The organism is uncultured Parasphingorhabdus sp. (assembly GCF_963975555.1).
In the GTDB taxonomy this organism is placed as follows: domain Bacteria; phylum Pseudomonadota; class Alphaproteobacteria; order Sphingomonadales; family Sphingomonadaceae; genus Parasphingorhabdus.
This window is the reverse complement of the sequence record NZ_CAXBHH010000001.1, coordinates 109,930-126,437: the sequence shown is the minus strand read 5'-3', so window position 1 is coordinate 126,437 and position 16,508 is coordinate 109,930. Positions and strand designations below refer to the sequence as shown.

The following is a 16,508-nucleotide window of genomic DNA, read 5'->3' as shown; positions in this document are numbered from 1 at the left end:
CCTTTGCTGACACGCGGAAACAATTAGCTGCATTTCTGGCAAATGCCGCGCACCTCGATTACCGGGCGAATAGAGCTAAAACCCTGACTTTTTGCAACCGTGCGCACTTGCTGGGACAGGGGGTCATCATCAATATGCGTTGCCTCTCCGCAGGTGTCGCAGACCAGAAAGATGCAATCATGGGCGCAGCCCGGATGGCTGTTGGCGAGATAGGCATTGGCGCTTTCTACCCGCATCGCGAGGTTATTCGCCACGAACAGGTCGAGAATCCGGTACACACTATTCGGTGCGACACGTTTGCCCCTTGCCGCAGATACCAGTTCGGCGATGTCATAGGCCGAAGCCGGACGGGAGAAGCCCGCCAGCGCGTCAAATATCGCGGCCCTTGTATCGGTCCATTTCTCACCGGATTTTTCCAGATTGGCGCGTGCCGCGTCGGCTAAGGACTCGCCTTCATGCTCATGATGATTATGTTTTCCCATAGGGATAATTTAGGGATGTTTCGCCGCAAGGGCAATGGGGCGCAGTTTAATGGGTGGCGCGGTAGTTCAGATCATGGCCTAGCGCGAGAACGCCTACACCGAGCATGGTATAGAGAACCTCCGCTCCGTTATGGCCGCTTTCGTGACCTAGGGAGATCGCTCCAATCATCATGCCCAGGCCCAAGCCGCCTATTGCCGCTGGCATCATATAACCGTGGTCCAATACACCCCGGCCGAGGGTGAACAGGCCCAGTGCGATTGCGATACCAAGGCCGATTTCATGAACCAGCGGATCGAGCAGCATGCCGCCCGCCGAGGAAAGGATGGCAACAATAGCGATGGTCGAGACGCAGTGAACAAGGCAGAGGCCGGACACCAGCACGGCCAGACGATCCCACAGGCCGTCCTTGATCAAAAGACCATTTTTGTTCCACAATTTTGCTGCCGTAAACACGACTCACTGTCTCACTTGTTGTTTGCGTAGGACGGATATAGGGAAAGGCGTGTTAAGATACAACATATCATTTCCGAAATTTCGGGCTTTTTGCGGGCGGTTTCCGCGTTTCCAGTTGTCAGATGGCGCTTTTGATCCCAAATAGCGGCCCATGACCGACACAAGCATATTGAAGCAGCGGGAAAGCAACGCAAGCAATCGTCCGATCGCTATCGCCAACTGGCTTATTGGCGTTGCGATTCTGGTGTTCATCATGGTCGTCGTCGGCGGCATTACCCGGTTGACCGAATCGGGTCTGTCGATCACCGAGTGGAAGCCGGTGACCGGCGCGCTACCGCCGCTGAGTGAAGCGGACTGGCTGTCGGAATTTACCAAATACCAGCAGATCCCCGAATATCTGGAAATCAACGGCCCGGCCGGCATGACACTGGCGGATTTCAAGTTCATCTATTTCTGGGAATGGGTGCATCGCCTGCTCGGACGTTTGATCGGTGTGGCCTTTGCGCTACCGCTGCTCTGGTTTGCAGTGAAGCGGGCGATCCCGTCCGGCTATGGCTGGCGGTTGGTGGCTTTGCTCGCGCTCGGCGGACTGCAGGGTACGATCGGATGGTGGATGGTCAGTTCGGGTCTGAGCGAGCGGACGGATGTGAGTCATTTCCGGTTGGCGGTGCATTTGCTGACCGCTCTTTTCATCCTTGGCGGTCTCGTCTGGACGGCGCTTGACCTGCGCCAGCTTGCTGCAGGTAACCCGGGGCCGGCGCGGATGACGGGGCTTGGCATAGCGGTCTTGGCGGTACTTTTTTTCCAGCTGTTGTTCGGCGCCTATACAGCGGGCCTGGATGCAGGCTATGTGTCCAATACATGGCCGCTGATGAACGAATATTTCGTCCCCGGCGGGATCAACTGGGCTAGCGGCACGTGGGCCGCACTCAACTATGATCCCTATCTGATCCATTTCATCCATCGATGGTGGGCCTGGGTCGTCGTCGGCTTCCTTGTTATATTGGCGCGAAAAGCGCGACCGATAGATCGCAGGGCCTCGGTCGCGATCCATATCGCTTTCGGTAGCCAGATATTGCTGGGCATTGCCACCGTGATGACCGGTATAGATATTCATCTGGCGGTATTGCATCAGGCGGTTGGTGCTCTGGTCGTCGCTTCGTCCATATGGGGAGTGCATCTGATCGGCCGCCAGCCACGGTAGCCAATAACCTGTTTTCGCGATAGGCAATTTCGGAGGCCGGATTTTCGCTTATCGAATTGTGAAAAATCGTCATTCGACCAGTTCCAAATAGCCCTTCGGTATTATTATACCCGTTGGCAAAGCCCCGCTTTCGCTTGACTTGCCGGAATAACATCGCCAATAGCGCCGCAGTCGGCCGGATCTTTGCGTCCGGCTTTTATCATTTTTGATTCAAATCATTCTCCCAGAAGGAGCAAACCCCATGAAGGGTATCACCAAACAGACCCAGTCGGCGAAGCCTGCTGAAGTCGAAAAGAAATGGCACATCATTGATGCCGAAGATCTGGTCGTTGGCCGGGTTTCGTCGATTATCGCCAATATCCTGCGCGGCAAGCATAAGCCAAGCTACACCCCGCATGTCGATTGCGGTGATCATGTCATCGTGATCAATGCCGAAAAGGTGAAGTTCACCGGCAACAAGACCAAGCAGAAAACCTATTACAAGCACTCCGGCTATCCCGGCGGCATCAGCGGTACGACCGCGGAAAAGATCCTCGAAGGTCGTTTCCCAGAGCGTATCATTGAAAAAGCTGTCGAGCGGATGATCCCGAAGGGCCCGCTTGGCTTTGCCCAGATGCGTGCATTGCATGTTTTCGCTGGCACCGAGCATCCTTATGCTGGCCAAGCACCGGTGGCGCTCGACGTCGCTTCGATGAACCGTAAGAATAAGGTGGGCTCATAATGTCTGATGTAAAAACCGATCTCGCTGATCTAAAAGATATCGCTGGCCCGGCTGTTGTCGATGCACCAGTTGCTGCAGACGCCGAAGCAGAAACCGTGGTTGCTGAACCGCCCGTTTCGACCATGCCTTTGCGCGAGCAAGAGCTGGACAAATTCGGACGCGCTTATGCGACCGGTCGCCGGAAAGACGCGGTTGCCCGCGTATGGCTGAAGCCTGGCAAGGGCAAGATCACAGTCAATGGCCGCGATCAGGAAACCTATTTTGCACGCCCGACCCTGCGTCTGGTTCTCAATCAGGTTTTCGCAATCACCGAGCGCGAAGGTCAATATGATGTTGACGTGACCGTCAAAGGTGGCGGTCTTTCGGGACAGGCTGGTGCGGTCAAGCACGGCATTTCGCAAGCCCTGACCAAATATGAACCGGCTTTGCGGTCGGCAGTGAAAGCCGAAGGCTTTCTTACCCGTGACAGCCGTAAGGTTGAACGTAAGAAATACGGTAAGGCCAAAGCGCGTAAGAGCTTCCAGTTCTCCAAGCGTTAAGCGAAACCAAATCGAAATTCGAAAAGGCGGCCTGCGGGTCGCCTTTTTTTATGAGGGTTTCTATGACGGGGGAGATTTGGGAAGGCGCTGACGGGGCTGTCTGATCGCGGACCGGCTCGAAATGAACAATATGATGCTTGTCAGTATCGCGGAGATCAGCATCACCCATGCGGCACCTAGCGTACCAAAGCTTGGTAAAAAGAACGCCATAAGCAGGCCGAGCGCGATTAGCCCCGCGACCCGGGCGACGAGTGCATTTCGGGCTCTACCGGCTGCCTGAAGCAGGGGCTCGAGACCAAGTCCTGCCAGACTGATGATGGTCGCGGCACCCAGCAGCAGCAATATCGGGAAAGCGGCGAGATATTCCGGGCCCGATATGAGGGAGATGATGTTTTTTCCCAGCAATAAAAGACCAAGAAAGAGAACCCCGCCGCTGATCGCCGACACCCGTAGTGATCGCCAGAACAGGGTCCGCAATTCCTTCGTTTGACCGATGGCGAACAATCGGGACAGCTCCGCAAACAGCGGACGGGCAAAAACTTCGGCGAGACGATTGAGGCTGTTGGCGACCTGGTCGGCCAGGCGGAACAGGCCGGCCGCTGCCGGGCCGACGAAAAAGCCGACCATGACCACCACCAGCCGTTCGCGAATAACGCTGACCAGATAGGCGAGATTGGTGAACAGCAGGAAGGCCAGAAATTCTTTTCGGCTCGGCGGTTCTGCAGGGGTAGCGGAAGTCTTGCGCAGCGGATGATCGGTCTCGTGCCGGCGCCAGACCATTAACCACATTACCACAAAGCTGATAAATTCGGACAGCCCCCAGACGATCAGAAATCCCGTCATCGAAGGCAGGGTTGCGACCAGAATCAACGCACCGGCAAAGCGGACAACGGGAATGATCGCATCGCCAAAAGCGTTGCCGCCAAAACGATCCTGCGCGCGCAATATGCCGATAGGAGTGGACCGGGCCGAGAGGAACACAATCACGCCATAGCCCATGATCGCGGTGACAGTCGGATCGCTCCAGCCAAATTGGGATGCGCCATAAGGGAGCAGCAGCCACAATGCCCCGCAAGCGGCAAGCCCGCCGATCAATTCGATCCAGAAATTTTGCGCCGACAATTTCCGGAATGCCCGATCCTGGCCGGCCAGCAAATAGGGTACTCCGAACTGCACAACGGCCTGCCATGTTTGCAGTTTCAGAACCGCTGTCAGCACCTGAACCGCACCGACAATGACCATGAATTCGCCAAAGCCCGCAACGCCCAACGTCCGGGTCAATATAGCCAGATAGAAAATGCTCAGGATAGCACCCAGACCTTTAGCCGAGAAAAGCCAGCTGCTGTTGCGGAAAACTCGGACGAGTGAATCCTCGCTGCGAGACCATCTGGTGAGTAAATTACGCGACACTGGTTTTGACATTTCCGATTTATGATCCGGCGGTAGTGCTACTCTTTATCTCAAAATCCGGTTATTTCTATCTCTCTATTACCGAATTTCCTCTTGAAAAAATTTGGTGTATTATTCAAAACTAACAGATGATTGCCAAATTCGACGTAATATTGCTTGCGGCGCAGCGAACGGGGGTTATCAACCCGCTCGCTCAAGCTCATGGCGTCAGCCACAAATGCCTGGTCCCGATTGTAGGCGAGGCACTGATCTCCCGTACATTGGCATCGGTCTCCTCTCATCCCGGTTGCAGAGCCATTTATATTTTGATCGAACCCGATGGGGAACGCGCTGTGCGTCCCGTTGCCGAAACATTCGTGCGAAAAGATCTCCCGATCCATTTTGTCACTTCAGACAAGAATATTGCAGAGAGTGTCTTACTGGGGTGCGCGGAGGGAACCGCGCCATTCATCGTTACGACCGCCGATAATGTTCTGATCCGGCACGATAGCATCGACCGGGCGATAAAGGTGATGAACGACGGAGCGGATGCGGTAGCCGCCCTCGCCAATAAAGACGATATCCGGGGCGTGCATCCTCAAGCCCAGCGGTCTTATTACGAATTTCGTGATCACGGCTATGCCAATTGCAACCTGTACGGGATCGCTGATCGGAAGGCGCTGAATGCAGTAGAAATATTTCGGGAAGGCGGGCAGTTCATGAACAATCCCCGGCGTCTTGTGACCGCGTTTGGACTGCTCAACATCCTGATAATGCGTCTGGGCCTCGTTAATATCGACCAGGCTTTTCGCCGAATCTCCAAGCGTTTTGGCATTACGTTGCGGCGCGTGCCGATCAGCGACGGCACACAAGCCGTCGACGTCGACAACGAGACCACCTATCGCGTCGTGGAGGCGATTTTGGAAAACCGTGTTCAAACGCTTGAAATCTGATTGACTGACGACGTAACGCTACAGATTGGCGCGCGCGGATGCCGCCCGAAGCGCCATTGCCAGCGGATGAGGGGCTGGCTAAGGATCAATTTATGAAATGGCTCGTCATTATCGGTGTGTTGCTGCTGGCGTGCGGCGGCTTCGCGTTCTGGTTTTTTTCGCAGCCCGGGCCGAAGCAACTGGATATGGTCAATAATTTCATGCCGGGTGACAGCGACGCCAGGCTGTTGGTGCAGGACAAGATTTACGACGAGGCGCTGGGTCTCGGACTTAATATCTGGGCTCCAAAAACCGCTGCGACAGGGCCGCTTCCTGTCATCGTCTTTATCTATGGCGGCGGCTGGCGCGACGGGGCCAAGGATCAATATGCCTTCACCGGACGGGCGCTGGCCAATCGCGGTTATATGGTGGTGTTACCAGACTATCGGCTATTCCCTGATACCCGCTTTCCCGGTTTTCTCGAAGACAGCGCCAAGGCGCTGGCCTGGGTGGATGATCATATCGGCGAACATGGCGGTGATCCGAATCGGATATTCCTGTCCGGACAATCCGCCGGCGCTTATAATGCGATGATGCTGGCGCTCGACCGGCAATGGCTGGGTCGCGAGGGCAAGTCGCCGGACCTGATCAGAGGCGTGGCGGCGCTGGCCGGGCCCTATGATTTCTATCCGTTTGATTCCGAAACCACGAAACAGAGCTTTGGTGATTATCAAAAGCCCGAAATGACCCAGCCGGTCAATTTTGTCCGCTCGGATGCGCCGCCGCTGTGGCTTTCGACCGGTACCAATGACACTCAGGTCAGGCCCCGGAACAGCAGGATCTTGCGCGACAAGATGCTCGAGGCGGGTGGTGATGCCGAATATGTCGAATATCCCGATGTCGACCATCTCGAGATCATGATGGCGCTATCCAAGCCGTTTCGACACAAGGCTTCGGTGCTGGATGACATGGTCGCCTTTTTTGAACGACATGAGTGATTGTACGATTTGATAGGGGAACCGCTGTTTTTGCAGTGCAAAACGGTTGAGATAATGGCGCTTCTTGGTTATGCGGTTCGGCAGAACAAGGGAATCCGATAGACATGGCTACTTTTACGCTCCCCAAGAACAGCAAGATCCGTAAAACCGGTGAGTTGCACAAAGCTCTGACCGGTGGGAAAAAGCGGCCGTTTAAAGTCTATCGCTACGATCCCGACAAGGGCGAGAATCCGCACTACGACACATTTGAAATCGATACGGACGAATGCGGGCCGATGGTTCTCGACGCGTTGATCAAGATGAAGTCGGAGCAGGATGCTACGCTGACCTTCCGCCGCTCCTGCCGCGAAGGTATTTGCGGGTCCTGTGCGATGAATATCAACGGCAAAAATGGTCTGGCCTGTACCACTGCGATCGAAGATTGCGGTAACAAGGTCACGATTACCCCGCTGCCGCATATGGAAGTGATCAAGGATCTGGTCCCTGACTTTACCCATTTCTATGCGCAATATGCTTCGATCCAGCCTTGGCTGAAGACGGTCACACCAACACCATCGGGCAAGGAACGGCTGCAATCACCGGCTGATCGCAACAAGCTGGACGGGCTTTATGAGTGCATTTTGTGCGCTTGCTGCCAGACCAGTTGCCCCAGCTACTGGTGGAACAGCGACAAGTTCCTCGGCCCCGCCATCCTGTTGCAGGCCTATCGCTGGCTCGCCGACAGTCGCGATGAAATGACCGGTGAGCGGCTCGACGAACTGGAAGACCCGTTCCGGCTCTATCGCTGCCACACGATCATGAATTGTGCCAATGCCTGCCCCAAGGGCCTGTCCCCGGCCAAGGCGATTGCCGAGATCAAGAAGATGACCGCCTCGCGCGAAATCTGATTCGAACACGGGCGCCAATTCATGACTGAAGCCGAGCGCAATTTTGACATCAGCGGTCCCGATCCCGAGCATCCGGGCTGGAATATATGGCAGCTGAACGATCCGGATTGCTATAATAGTTTTCTAGGCAAAATGGTCGTCCGCAGCGGTGGCGACGGAGTGGGCGACAATATCGCCCGGGTGCGCATGTTCCCCGAACGCAAGCACCGCAATCTTGGCGATGCGGTCCATGGCGGGACGATGATGGGCTTTATCGACTGTTCCCTGTTCGCCGCGATGCGGGTGCTGGACCTCGGCGCGGCCGGCTATGCTGTAACGCTGGAATTGCAGACGCATTTCCTCGGTTCTGCGCGGATCGACGAGCCGCTCGAGGCACAAGTTGAGATTACCCGCGAAACCGGCCGCTTTCTGTTCATGCGCGGGCTGGTGGTGCAGGGCGAAAATGGTCAGGACAATATGGCTTCCTTTACCGCCATCGTGAAAAAGGCGCCTCGCCAGAAAACAGATCTGCAATGAGCAAATTCTATCAGCGCTATCTGGCTTTGATTGCGCAAGGGGAACTGAAACCCGATCCCGATCAGGATGCTTGCGCGAAACGGCTTGCCCGTTTGCAGAAGGAACTCGAAGCGGTGCCGCCGCGGGGCAGCATCCTGTGGCGTGCCTTTAGCAAGAAGCCGCAGGCACCGCAGGGTATCTATATGTGGGGCGGCGTCGGGCGCGGCAAGTCGATGCTGATGGACCTGTTCTACAATAGTCTCGATATTAACCGCAAGAAACGCGCCCATTTCCACGAGTTCATGCTCGACGTGCACGCCCGGCTCAACGAAGAGCGCAAGAAGGAGCAGGGCGATCCGGTGATTCCGGTGGCCAAGGCGCTGGCCGGCGAAGCGCGTTTTCTCGCCTTTGACGAAATGGTGGTCAACAACAGCGCCGACGCGATGATCATGTCGCGGCTTTTTACCGGGCTGGTCGAGGCGGGCGTGACGATTGTCACCACGTCCAACCGGCCGCCCGACGACCTGTACAAGGACGGCCTCAACCGCGAACATTTTCTGCCGTTTATCGAACTGCTCAAAACGAGGCTCGACGTGATTTCGCTCAACGGTCCGACCGACTATCGCCGCGAGCGGCTGGGTGACGTTGATCTCTGGCACGTACCCAATGGCGAGGCGGCAACAAAAGCGCTGAGCGAAGCCTTCTTCCGCCTGACCGACTATCCGCCGGAGGATCGTGCCCATGTCCCGTCGGCGGAGATAGAGGTGCAGGGCGGCCGGATGCTGACCGTGCCGAAGTCGCTCAAGGGCGTCGGCGTATTTTCGTTCAAACGGCTTTGTGCGGAAGCGCGCGGTGCGCAAGATTATCTGGCGATCGCGCGCCATTATCATAGCGTTATCATCGTCGGAATTCCGGTTCTGTCCAAGGAAAATCGCAACGAGGCGGCGCGCTTTGTCACGCTGATCGATGCGCTCTACGAATATCGGGTCAAGCTGCTGGCCAGCGCCGATGCGGAGCCGGATTCACTATATCCTGCGGGCGACGGCGCCTTCGAATTTGAACGGACCGCATCGCGGTTGCTAGAGATGCAGTCGGATGACTATCTTGCCTTGGGTCACGGGGCCGCGGTCTAGAGCAGACTCAAGCTGTCCAGTTCCATTGCCATATGGGCCGGCCGCTCGGCCATCGCCGCGAACATCCGGTCTCCACGCTCGGTTCGTTCGACATGGAGCGACGCGTTGATAGCCATGATGAATCCGGAAAACGCATAGCGGCGGTATTCGACCCAGAAGGCATCAAAGTCCGGCGCGTTTGTGCGGCGGTCGAGATATTCGCGAACAAGCTGCTCTTCATGTTCCCGCCGAGCCGCCGGATCGGCGAAGCTTGTGCCGATCAGATAGGCGACATCATGCGCTGGGTTGCCCAGGGAGCAGGTCTGCCAGTCCACCAGCGCAGCGATGTGGCCATCGTCGTGGAATAATATATTGTCGAGCCGCATATCGCCGTGGGTGATCGCCGGCTGGTCCGGCTGGAATGCTATATAGGCGCTGATCCGATCCACCAGCTGTTGGCCCAGATCCAATATGTCCGGTGAGAGCAAGGACGAGAAACGCTCGCGAAAGACAGGATAGCCGGCGGACAGGCTGTTCTCGAGAAGCTCGCTGTTGCTATCTCCGTGATGGAGCCATGGCAGATTGTCGAAACCGGCTTCCGGTTCGAAACTATGCAGAGCGGCGGCTTCCGCCAGTGTGGTCCTGACCTGGTTCAACGAAGCGCCCGCCAGTTGATCGCCCTGCGATGCAGGTGCCATGTCTTCGAGCAGGAGCACGAATTCCTGCTCGTTTTCGGCAATATCGGCGTGATAGGATCCCGGGCAGAGCGCCTTGCAATGATCCGCAACATCCCGGTACCAGCCGACCTCCATATCATAGAGATGGAAGAATGCCGCTGCAGCCCGGCTGGTCGGATCGGCGCTTGGGCATTTGGCGATGAAGGTCGCCGGATGATCGCCCCCGGACCAGTCGCAGGTGAAGCGGTAACTGTCGCAGACCTGGCCGGTACCGACCGGTTCGTGGGTCAGGGATTTGAGTGATCCCGGTGCTGCATCAAAGACCTGCTCGATAAACGCGATCTCGAATTCTTCGGGTCGTACGGGAAAGCGGCGACTCATACTGCGGGGTCCATGAGCCCGCTGAGGCCGGTGGTGGCGTGCGGCCCGATGAACAATTGTTCGACCACGCCGATGCCGTGATGCTCCCGGCCATTGACGGTCAGCACCGTATCGCTGAGCGCCTGGATATGGATGGTGGTCATATCGATGGCTGGGGCCGGATCGAGGAAAATGACATCATGGGCGACTTCGAGATCGCCATGATCCATGCCGTGGCCCCAGACCGGATGGAGATAGCCGAGGCCGGACATATAGAATGAACGGGCGGCATTTCCAGTGCGGGGTGTGATCGAGAGCGATCCGTTGCCGGTTGCGAGCCGGACCTGTTTGATCCGGCGGGAACCGCTGTGATAGCTGAGGTCGATAGTCTTCGGCTCGAACTCGGTTACACTGCCGGAGATGGCGTCGACCACGCCGCGCCGGTTCCACGGCAGGCCGTCGCCGTCGTCGTTGCTGTGGAAGAAACAGGCATGGTCATCGAAATTGAGCGGGGTCCAGAGCCACCAGAACTGCGGGAAAGCCCCGGCTGGCGGCGGCTGCGATTCCGATGCGCCGACTTGCCGGATGCCCCAGCTGCGGTCGCGGGTGCCCCGGCAATTGCCGATATCGATATCCTGGCCATCGACGGTAATTGTGCCGGACCAGTCGCCGTTTTGCGTCATTCTGGTATAGTCCATCAGCAGGCGCGGGCCGTCGCGGCGGATGAAGCGGGGCTCCTCGATCGGCTGGTGGCGGGCGGTGAAGCGGATTTCGGCGGTGATCGCGCTGTCGTTGCCGGTGACGGTCAGGCCAAGCTGCTGAAGCGGTTCGATGATGGTGACGGTGACCGGTCCGACGGTCAGATCGAGCCGTTCGCTGGACATTCTCTTCGAGGCGCGCAGATTATGCTGTTTGCCGTCAATCGAGACACAAAAGGCGGCGTCCATGATATCGAGCTGCGGGTAGATACCGAGGGCTGCGGCGAAGAAGATGTTGCCGTCGGGCGAATAGCCGTTGAAGAAATAACGGTCGTAGAAATTGCGGTTTCCGCCCGATAGCGCCATCGGTTCCGGTGTCTGGTGCAGCGGATATTCGTCGCCTTTTGTCAGCATATTGGCATCCTCTTTTTCTTTGCACCATGCCATTTCAATTTCACTTTGCAACGCAAAAGATTGGAAGATTTGGAAGCATGTTTTCCGGTTCGTCGGCATGCCAGCGAAGGCTGGGACCCAAACCAATCTTTGGGGCGACTCTGACAATTGGATTAGGCCCCTGCCTGCGCAAGGGCGACGGCATATTTTCAGGAATCAAGCTGTCATTATTGCTACTGCGAACCAATTGCAAAGATAGAAGGTAAAATGCTGCTATATGCGGTTGAATTTGTCTTAATTGCGGCCTAATCCGGTCGTTAATATCCTTTTTCGACTCTATTCTATCAGGAGAATTTCCCAACATGGCCCGTAACAAGATTGCGCTGATCGGCGCAGGCATGATCGGCGGCACGCTCGCCCACCTCGCAGCTTCCAAGGAAATGGGCGATGTCGTCCTGTTTGATATTGCCGAAGGCATGCCAGCGGGCAAGGCGCTCGATCTGAGCCAGGCGGCTCCGGTCGACGGGTTCGACTCCAATCTCAAGGGCACCAGCGACTATGCCGATATTGCCGGCGCCGATGTGATCATCGTGACCGCAGGCGTCCCGCGCAAGCCCGGCATGAGCCGCGACGATCTGCTCGGCATCAATCTGAAAGTGATGAAGGCTGTTGGCGAGGGCATCAAGGCCCACGCGCCGGATGCTTTCGTTATCTGCATCACCAACCCGCTCGACGCGATGGTCTGGGCGTTGCGCGAATTTTCCGGACTGCCGCATAACAAGGTTGTCGGCATGGCCGGCGTTCTCGACAGCGCGCGCTTCCGCACCTTCCTTGCACAGGAATTCAACGTCTCGGTTGAAGATGTCACCGCCTTCGTTCTTGGCGGCCACGGCGATACGATGGTTCCGGTTCCGGCTTATTCCACGGTTGCCGGTATCCCGATCCCCGATCTCATCAAAATGGGCTGGACCACGCAGGAAAATATCGACGCGATCGTCCAGCGCACCCGCTCCGGCGGCGGCGAAATCGTTCAATTGCTCGGCAATGGCTCGGCTTATTATGCGCCGGCGACCAGCGCGATCATGATGGCGGAAAGCTATCTCAAGGACAAACGCCGTGTACTGCCTGCTGCGGCCCACCTGACCGGTCAATATGGCGTCGACAATCTCTATGTCGGCGTGCCGTGCATCATCGGCAAAGACGGCGTCGAGAAGATCATCGAAATCGAACTGAGCGAAGAAGCGCAGGGCAATTTCGACGTGTCGGTCGACGCGGTCAAGGAATTGCTGGCAGCTTGTAAGGCACTGGATCCAAGTCTGGCATAAAAATCAATATCCCGGCGAACGTCGGGGTCTCATGGGAAAGCCCGGCTTTCGCCGGAGCGACGAGGAAGTAGTTTTATGAGCATTTTAATCGACAAAAATACCAAGGTAATTACCCAGGGCATGACCGGCAATACCGGTACGTTCCACACGGAACAGGCCTTGGCTTATGGCACGCAGATGGTTGCGGGCGTTACGCCGGGCAAGGGTGGCACGACCCATATCGGGCTGCCGAACTACAACACCGTGGCGGAAGCCAAGGAAGCCACCGGCGCGACGGCCTCGGTTGTGTATGTTCCACCTCCGTTCGCAGCGGACTCGATCCTCGAAGCCATTGATGCCGAGATCGAGCTGATCGTTGCGATTACCGAGGGCGTTCCCGTTCTCGACATGGTTCGCGTCAAGCGCGCGCTGCAGGGCAGCAAGTCGCGCCTGATCGGTCCCAACTGCCCCGGCGTTCTGACTCCCGGTGAATGCAAGATCGGTATCATGCCAGGCAGCATCTTCATGAAGGGCTCGGTTGGCGTGGTTTCGCGCTCCGGTACGCTCACCTATGAAGCCGTGCACCAGACCACAGCGGTTGGCCTCGGTCAGACGACAGCGGTCGGCATCGGCGGCGATCCGGTCAACGGCACCAACTTCATCGACGTGCTCGAACTGTTCCTTGCCGACGACGAAACCAAGTCGATCATCATGATCGGTGAAATCGGCGGCAGCGCGGAAGAAGAAGCAGCGCAATTCCTGGCCGACGAAGCGAAGAAGGGCCGTTCGAAACCAACGGTCGGCTTTATCGCCGGTCTCACGGCTCCTCCGGGACGCCGCATGGGCCACGCCGGTGCGATTGTTTCCGGCGGCAAAGGCGGCGCGGAAGACAAGATCGCGGCGATGGAAGCAGCGGGTATCCGTGTGTCGCCTTCGCCAAGCGAACTTGGCACGACATTGGATGCGATGCTGAAAGAGCTGGTCTAGATTATTGGGCCCTCTGCCAGCGCAGAGGGCCACCCTCCCCCAAGGAAATGATCATGGGTTTTGAAGGTCAAGAGTTTCTCGAATCCGAAAAGGAAGCCGGCCCGAGCTGGCAGCGCAAGCATTGGCCGATTGATGACGCCGACGAGCTGAACAGCGCTCTCGATCCCACGCAAATGGGCATCGAGATCAAGGCAGCAGCGGAGAAATCCGGCAAGTCGATGTCCAATGCGGAAGTTGCGCGGGCGGCGGAAAATTCTATTCGGGCAATGATGCTGATCCGCACCTATCGGGTGCGCGGGCATCTCGGTGCCAATCTTGATCCTCTGGGCCTGTCCAAGCTTGAAGAACCGGCTGATCTTACGCCTGAATTCCACGGTTTTACTGCAGAAGAAATGGACACGCCGATTTTCCTCGGCGGGGTCTTGGGTTTTGATACGGCTACCGTCCGCGAAATCGAAGCGGTGTTGCGGGCCAATTATTGTGGCCCGGTCGGCCTCGAATATATGCATATAGCCGATATCGAGGAGCGACGTTTTTTGCAGGACCGGATGGAAGGCAAGGACGCCGAAATCCACTTCACGCCGGAAGGCAAGAAGGCAATCCTCAACAAGGTTATCGAAGGCGAGGAATATGAAAATTTCCTCGGCAAGAAATATGTCGGGACCAAGCGTTTCGGGCTTGATGGCGGTGAATCGATGCTGCCGGCGCTTGAAAATATCATTAAATATGGCGGCCAGGTCGGTGTGCGCGATATTGTTTATGGCATGGCCCATCGCGGCCGTCTGAACATTCTCGCCAATGTGATGGCCAAGCCTTACAAGGTTATCTTCCACGAATTCCATGGCGGCTCGGCCAACCCTGACGATGTCGGTGGGTCGGGTGATGTGAAATATCATCTGGGAACCTCCTCCGACCGCGAATTTGACGGCATCAATGTCCATATGAGCCTTGTGCCCAATCCGTCGCATCTCGAAGCGGTCGATCCGGTGGTGCTCGGCAAGGTTCGCGCCCAGCAAGTTGCGCGCGACGATCTGGAAAAACATGATCAGGTCCTGCCGGTCCTGATCCACGGTGACGCGGCCTTTGCCGGCCAAGGTATAGTCTGGGAATGCCTCGGCTTCTCCGGCATCCGCGGTTATAACACGGGCGGCTGCATCCATTTCGTGATCAACAACCAGATCGGTTTCACCACCAGCCCGCAATTCGCGCGCTCTTCACCTTATCCGTCGGATGTCGCCAAAGGCGTGCAGGCACCGATTTTCCACGTCAACGGTGATGACCCCGAAGCGGTGACCTTCGCTTGCAAGATCGCGATCGAATTCCGCCAGCGTTTTGGCCGGGATATCGTGATCGACATGTGGTGCTATCGCCGCTTTGGCCATAATGAAGGCGACGAACCAAGCTTCACCCAACCGATCATGTATGCCGCGATCAAGAAACATCCCAAGGTCAGCAAGCTTTACGAAGCCCGCCTGGTTGAAGAAGGTGTGATCGACGCAAAATGGGCAGATGATACGCGTGGCGCATTCGCCGATCATCTCGAAACCGAATTTCAGGCGGCAGCAACCTATAAAGCCGACAAGGCGGACTGGTTTGGCGGTCGCTGGCAAGGGCTGCATATTCCGGCCGATCCGGAAACCGCGCGCCGCAATGCTGACACCGCGATCGACACAAAATTGTTCGACAGCCTGGGCTGGACGCTGACGACGGTTCCCGAAGGCTTGCGCATCCACAAGACATTGGGTCGGGTTCTCGAAGCCAAGGCGACGATGTTCAAGTCGGGTGAGAATTTCGACTGGGCAACCGGCGAAGCGCTGGCTTATGGCGCACTGGTCTCGGAAGGCTATAATGTACGCCTGTCCGGACAGGATAGCGGACGCGGCACATTCTCCCAGCGCCACGCCGTATGGGTCGATCAGGACACGGAAGAAAAATATGTGCCGTTGAGCACCGTTCGTCATGGCCGCTTTGAAGTGCTCGACAGTCCGCTCAGCGAATATGGCGTGCTCGGTTTTGAATATGGCTATGCCGGTGCCGATCCGAAAACTCTGGTATTGTGGGAAGCGCAATTTGGCGATTTTGCCAATGGTGCGCAGATCATGATCGACCAGTTCATTGCTTCGGGCGAAGCCAAGTGGCTGCGTGCCAACGGCCTCGTCATGTTGCTCCCCCATGGCTATGAAGGCCAGGGTCCGGAACATAGTTCGGCTCGGCTGGAACGGTTCCTGCAACTTTGCGCACAGGATAATATCCAGGTGGCCAATATCACCACCCCGGCCAATTATTTCCATGTGCTTCGTCGTCAGATGCTGCGGTCCTTCCGCAAGCCTTTGATCATCATGACGCCGAAGTCGCTGTTGCGGCACAAGCTGGCGGTGTCGAAAGCCGAAGATTTTCAGGGCAATCAGCATTTCATGCGGATATTGTCCGACACCAATCCGCCGGCCGACAAGGATGTGAAGCGTGTGGTGCTCTGCTCCGGCAAGGTCGCATATGACCTGATCGAAGCGCGGGATGCGGCCGGTGACAAGAATACTGCGATCATCCGGATCGAACAGCTTTATCCGTTCCCGGGCGAACCTCTGGTGGTCCGCCTCAAACGGATGAAGAATCTCGAGACGATGGTCTGGGCACAGGAAGAGCCGAAGAATAACGGCAGCTGGCATTTTGTCCGGTCCTATCTGGAGAAAGCTCTTGCCCTGGCGAACGTCGGGCCAAGCGAACCGGTCTATGCCGGACGCGCTGCTGCCGCCTCGCCGGCAACCGGACTGGCAAGCCGGCACAAGCAGCAGCAGGCACAGCTGATTGCCGAAGCGCTGGGTCACGAAGTAGAATAATATAAGGGCCGTTCTCCTGTTCTGGCAGGAACATGACAA

16 protein-coding genes are annotated in these 16,508 nt (G+C 56.9%); 11 read left to right on the top strand and 5 right to left on the bottom strand.

Annotation, left to right across the window (positions count from 1 at the left end):
• Positions 1 to 23: 23 nt before the first annotated feature.
• Both AAC060_RS00590 and AAC060_RS00585 read right to left on the bottom strand, forming a co-directional pair.
• Positions 24 to 482, bottom strand: coding sequence for a transcriptional repressor (locus AAC060_RS00590; protein WP_339821669.1), 459 nt, complete (start codon positions 480 to 482; stop codon positions 24 to 26).
• 46 nt (positions 483 to 528) lie between these two features.
• Positions 529 to 936, bottom strand: a complete 408-nt coding sequence (locus tag AAC060_RS00585) for a MerC domain-containing protein (RefSeq protein ID WP_339821667.1) — start codon at positions 934 to 936, stop codon at positions 529 to 531.
• 151 nt (positions 937 to 1,087) lie between these two features.
• Here AAC060_RS00585 and AAC060_RS00580 point away from each other — a divergent pair, with 151 nt between their 5' ends.
• The 3 genes from AAC060_RS00580 to rpsI all read left to right on the top strand — a co-directional run bounded on the left by AAC060_RS00580 (position 1,088) and on the right by rpsI (position 3,400).
• On the top strand, positions 1,088 to 2,140 hold the full coding sequence (locus tag AAC060_RS00580) for a COX15/CtaA family protein (RefSeq protein ID WP_339821666.1): 1,053 nt from the start codon (positions 1,088 to 1,090) through the stop codon (positions 2,138 to 2,140).
• 241 nt (positions 2,141 to 2,381) lie between these two features.
• Positions 2,382 to 2,861 carry a 50S ribosomal protein L13 gene (rplM, locus tag AAC060_RS00575; RefSeq protein ID WP_339688794.1) on the top strand — a complete coding sequence of 160 codons (480 nt, stop codon included), beginning with the start codon at positions 2,382 to 2,384 and terminating at the stop codon, positions 2,859 to 2,861.
• Positions 2,861 to 3,400 (top strand): 30S ribosomal protein S9, encoded by a 540-nt coding sequence (gene rpsI / locus AAC060_RS00570; protein ID WP_339821663.1) that lies wholly within the window; start codon positions 2,861 to 2,863, stop codon positions 3,398 to 3,400. The genes rplM and rpsI overlap by 1 nt, the downstream gene beginning before the upstream one ends.
• Before the next feature lie 60 nt (positions 3,401 to 3,460).
• Here rpsI and AAC060_RS00565 read toward each other — a convergent pair whose 3' ends face one another.
• Positions 3,461 to 4,822: a lipopolysaccharide biosynthesis protein gene (locus AAC060_RS00565; protein ID WP_339821660.1), complete on the bottom strand. Its 1,362-nt coding sequence runs from the start codon at positions 4,820 to 4,822 to the stop codon at positions 3,461 to 3,463.
• A 116-nt stretch (positions 4,823 to 4,938) separates the two neighbouring features.
• On the opposite strand from AAC060_RS00565, the gene AAC060_RS00560 reads away from it, so the two are divergent.
• The 5 genes from AAC060_RS00560 to zapE all read left to right on the top strand — a co-directional run bounded on the left by AAC060_RS00560 (position 4,939) and on the right by zapE (position 9,234).
• Complete coding sequence (locus AAC060_RS00560; protein ID WP_339821657.1) at positions 4,939 to 5,742, top strand: NTP transferase domain-containing protein; 804 nt, start codon at positions 4,939 to 4,941, stop codon at positions 5,740 to 5,742.
• Between the two features lie 92 nt (positions 5,743 to 5,834).
• A complete protein-coding gene (locus tag AAC060_RS00555) occupies positions 5,835 to 6,719 on the top strand; it encodes an alpha/beta hydrolase (RefSeq protein ID WP_339821654.1) in 885 nt (294 codons plus the stop codon).
• A gap of 104 nt (positions 6,720 to 6,823) precedes the next feature.
• Entirely contained in the window at positions 6,824 to 7,606 is a 783-nt protein-coding gene (locus AAC060_RS00550) for a succinate dehydrogenase iron-sulfur subunit (RefSeq protein WP_339821651.1), read from the top strand.
• A gap of 21 nt (positions 7,607 to 7,627) precedes the next feature.
• On the top strand, positions 7,628 to 8,122 hold the full coding sequence (locus tag AAC060_RS00545) for a PaaI family thioesterase (RefSeq protein ID WP_339821650.1): 495 nt from the start codon (positions 7,628 to 7,630) through the stop codon (positions 8,120 to 8,122).
• Positions 8,119 to 9,234: a cell division protein ZapE gene (gene zapE, locus AAC060_RS00540; RefSeq protein WP_339821647.1), complete on the top strand. Its 1,116-nt coding sequence runs from the start codon at positions 8,119 to 8,121 to the stop codon at positions 9,232 to 9,234. Before AAC060_RS00545 ends, zapE begins: the two co-directional genes overlap by 4 nt.
• Here the strand turns inward: zapE and AAC060_RS00535 are convergent.
• Positions 9,231 to 10,271, bottom strand: a complete 1,041-nt coding sequence (locus AAC060_RS00535) for a phosphotransferase (RefSeq protein ID WP_339821644.1) — start codon at positions 10,269 to 10,271, stop codon at positions 9,231 to 9,233. The two genes, zapE and AAC060_RS00535, sit on opposite strands and share 4 nt — an antisense overlap.
• Positions 10,268 to 11,395 carry a hypothetical protein gene (locus AAC060_RS00530; RefSeq protein WP_339821641.1) on the bottom strand — a complete coding sequence of 376 codons (1,128 nt, stop codon included), beginning with the start codon at positions 11,393 to 11,395 and terminating at the stop codon, positions 10,268 to 10,270. Before AAC060_RS00530 ends, AAC060_RS00535 begins: the two co-directional genes overlap by 4 nt.
• Before the next feature lie 308 nt (positions 11,396 to 11,703).
• On the opposite strand from AAC060_RS00530, the gene mdh reads away from it, so the two are divergent.
• The 3 genes from mdh (at position 11,704) to AAC060_RS00515 (ending at position 16,469) form a co-directional block, all read left to right on the top strand.
• Positions 11,704 to 12,666, top strand: coding sequence for a malate dehydrogenase (gene mdh / locus AAC060_RS00525; protein WP_339821640.1), 963 nt, complete (start codon positions 11,704 to 11,706; stop codon positions 12,664 to 12,666).
• A 75-nt stretch (positions 12,667 to 12,741) separates the two neighbouring features.
• A complete protein-coding gene (gene sucD / locus AAC060_RS00520; RefSeq protein WP_335653353.1) occupies positions 12,742 to 13,632 on the top strand; it encodes a succinate--CoA ligase subunit alpha in 891 nt (296 codons plus the stop codon).
• A 53-nt stretch (positions 13,633 to 13,685) separates the two neighbouring features.
• Positions 13,686 to 16,469, top strand: coding sequence for a 2-oxoglutarate dehydrogenase E1 component (locus AAC060_RS00515; protein ID WP_339821635.1), 2,784 nt, complete (start codon positions 13,686 to 13,688; stop codon positions 16,467 to 16,469).
• Positions 16,470 to 16,508: the final 39 nt, after the last annotated feature.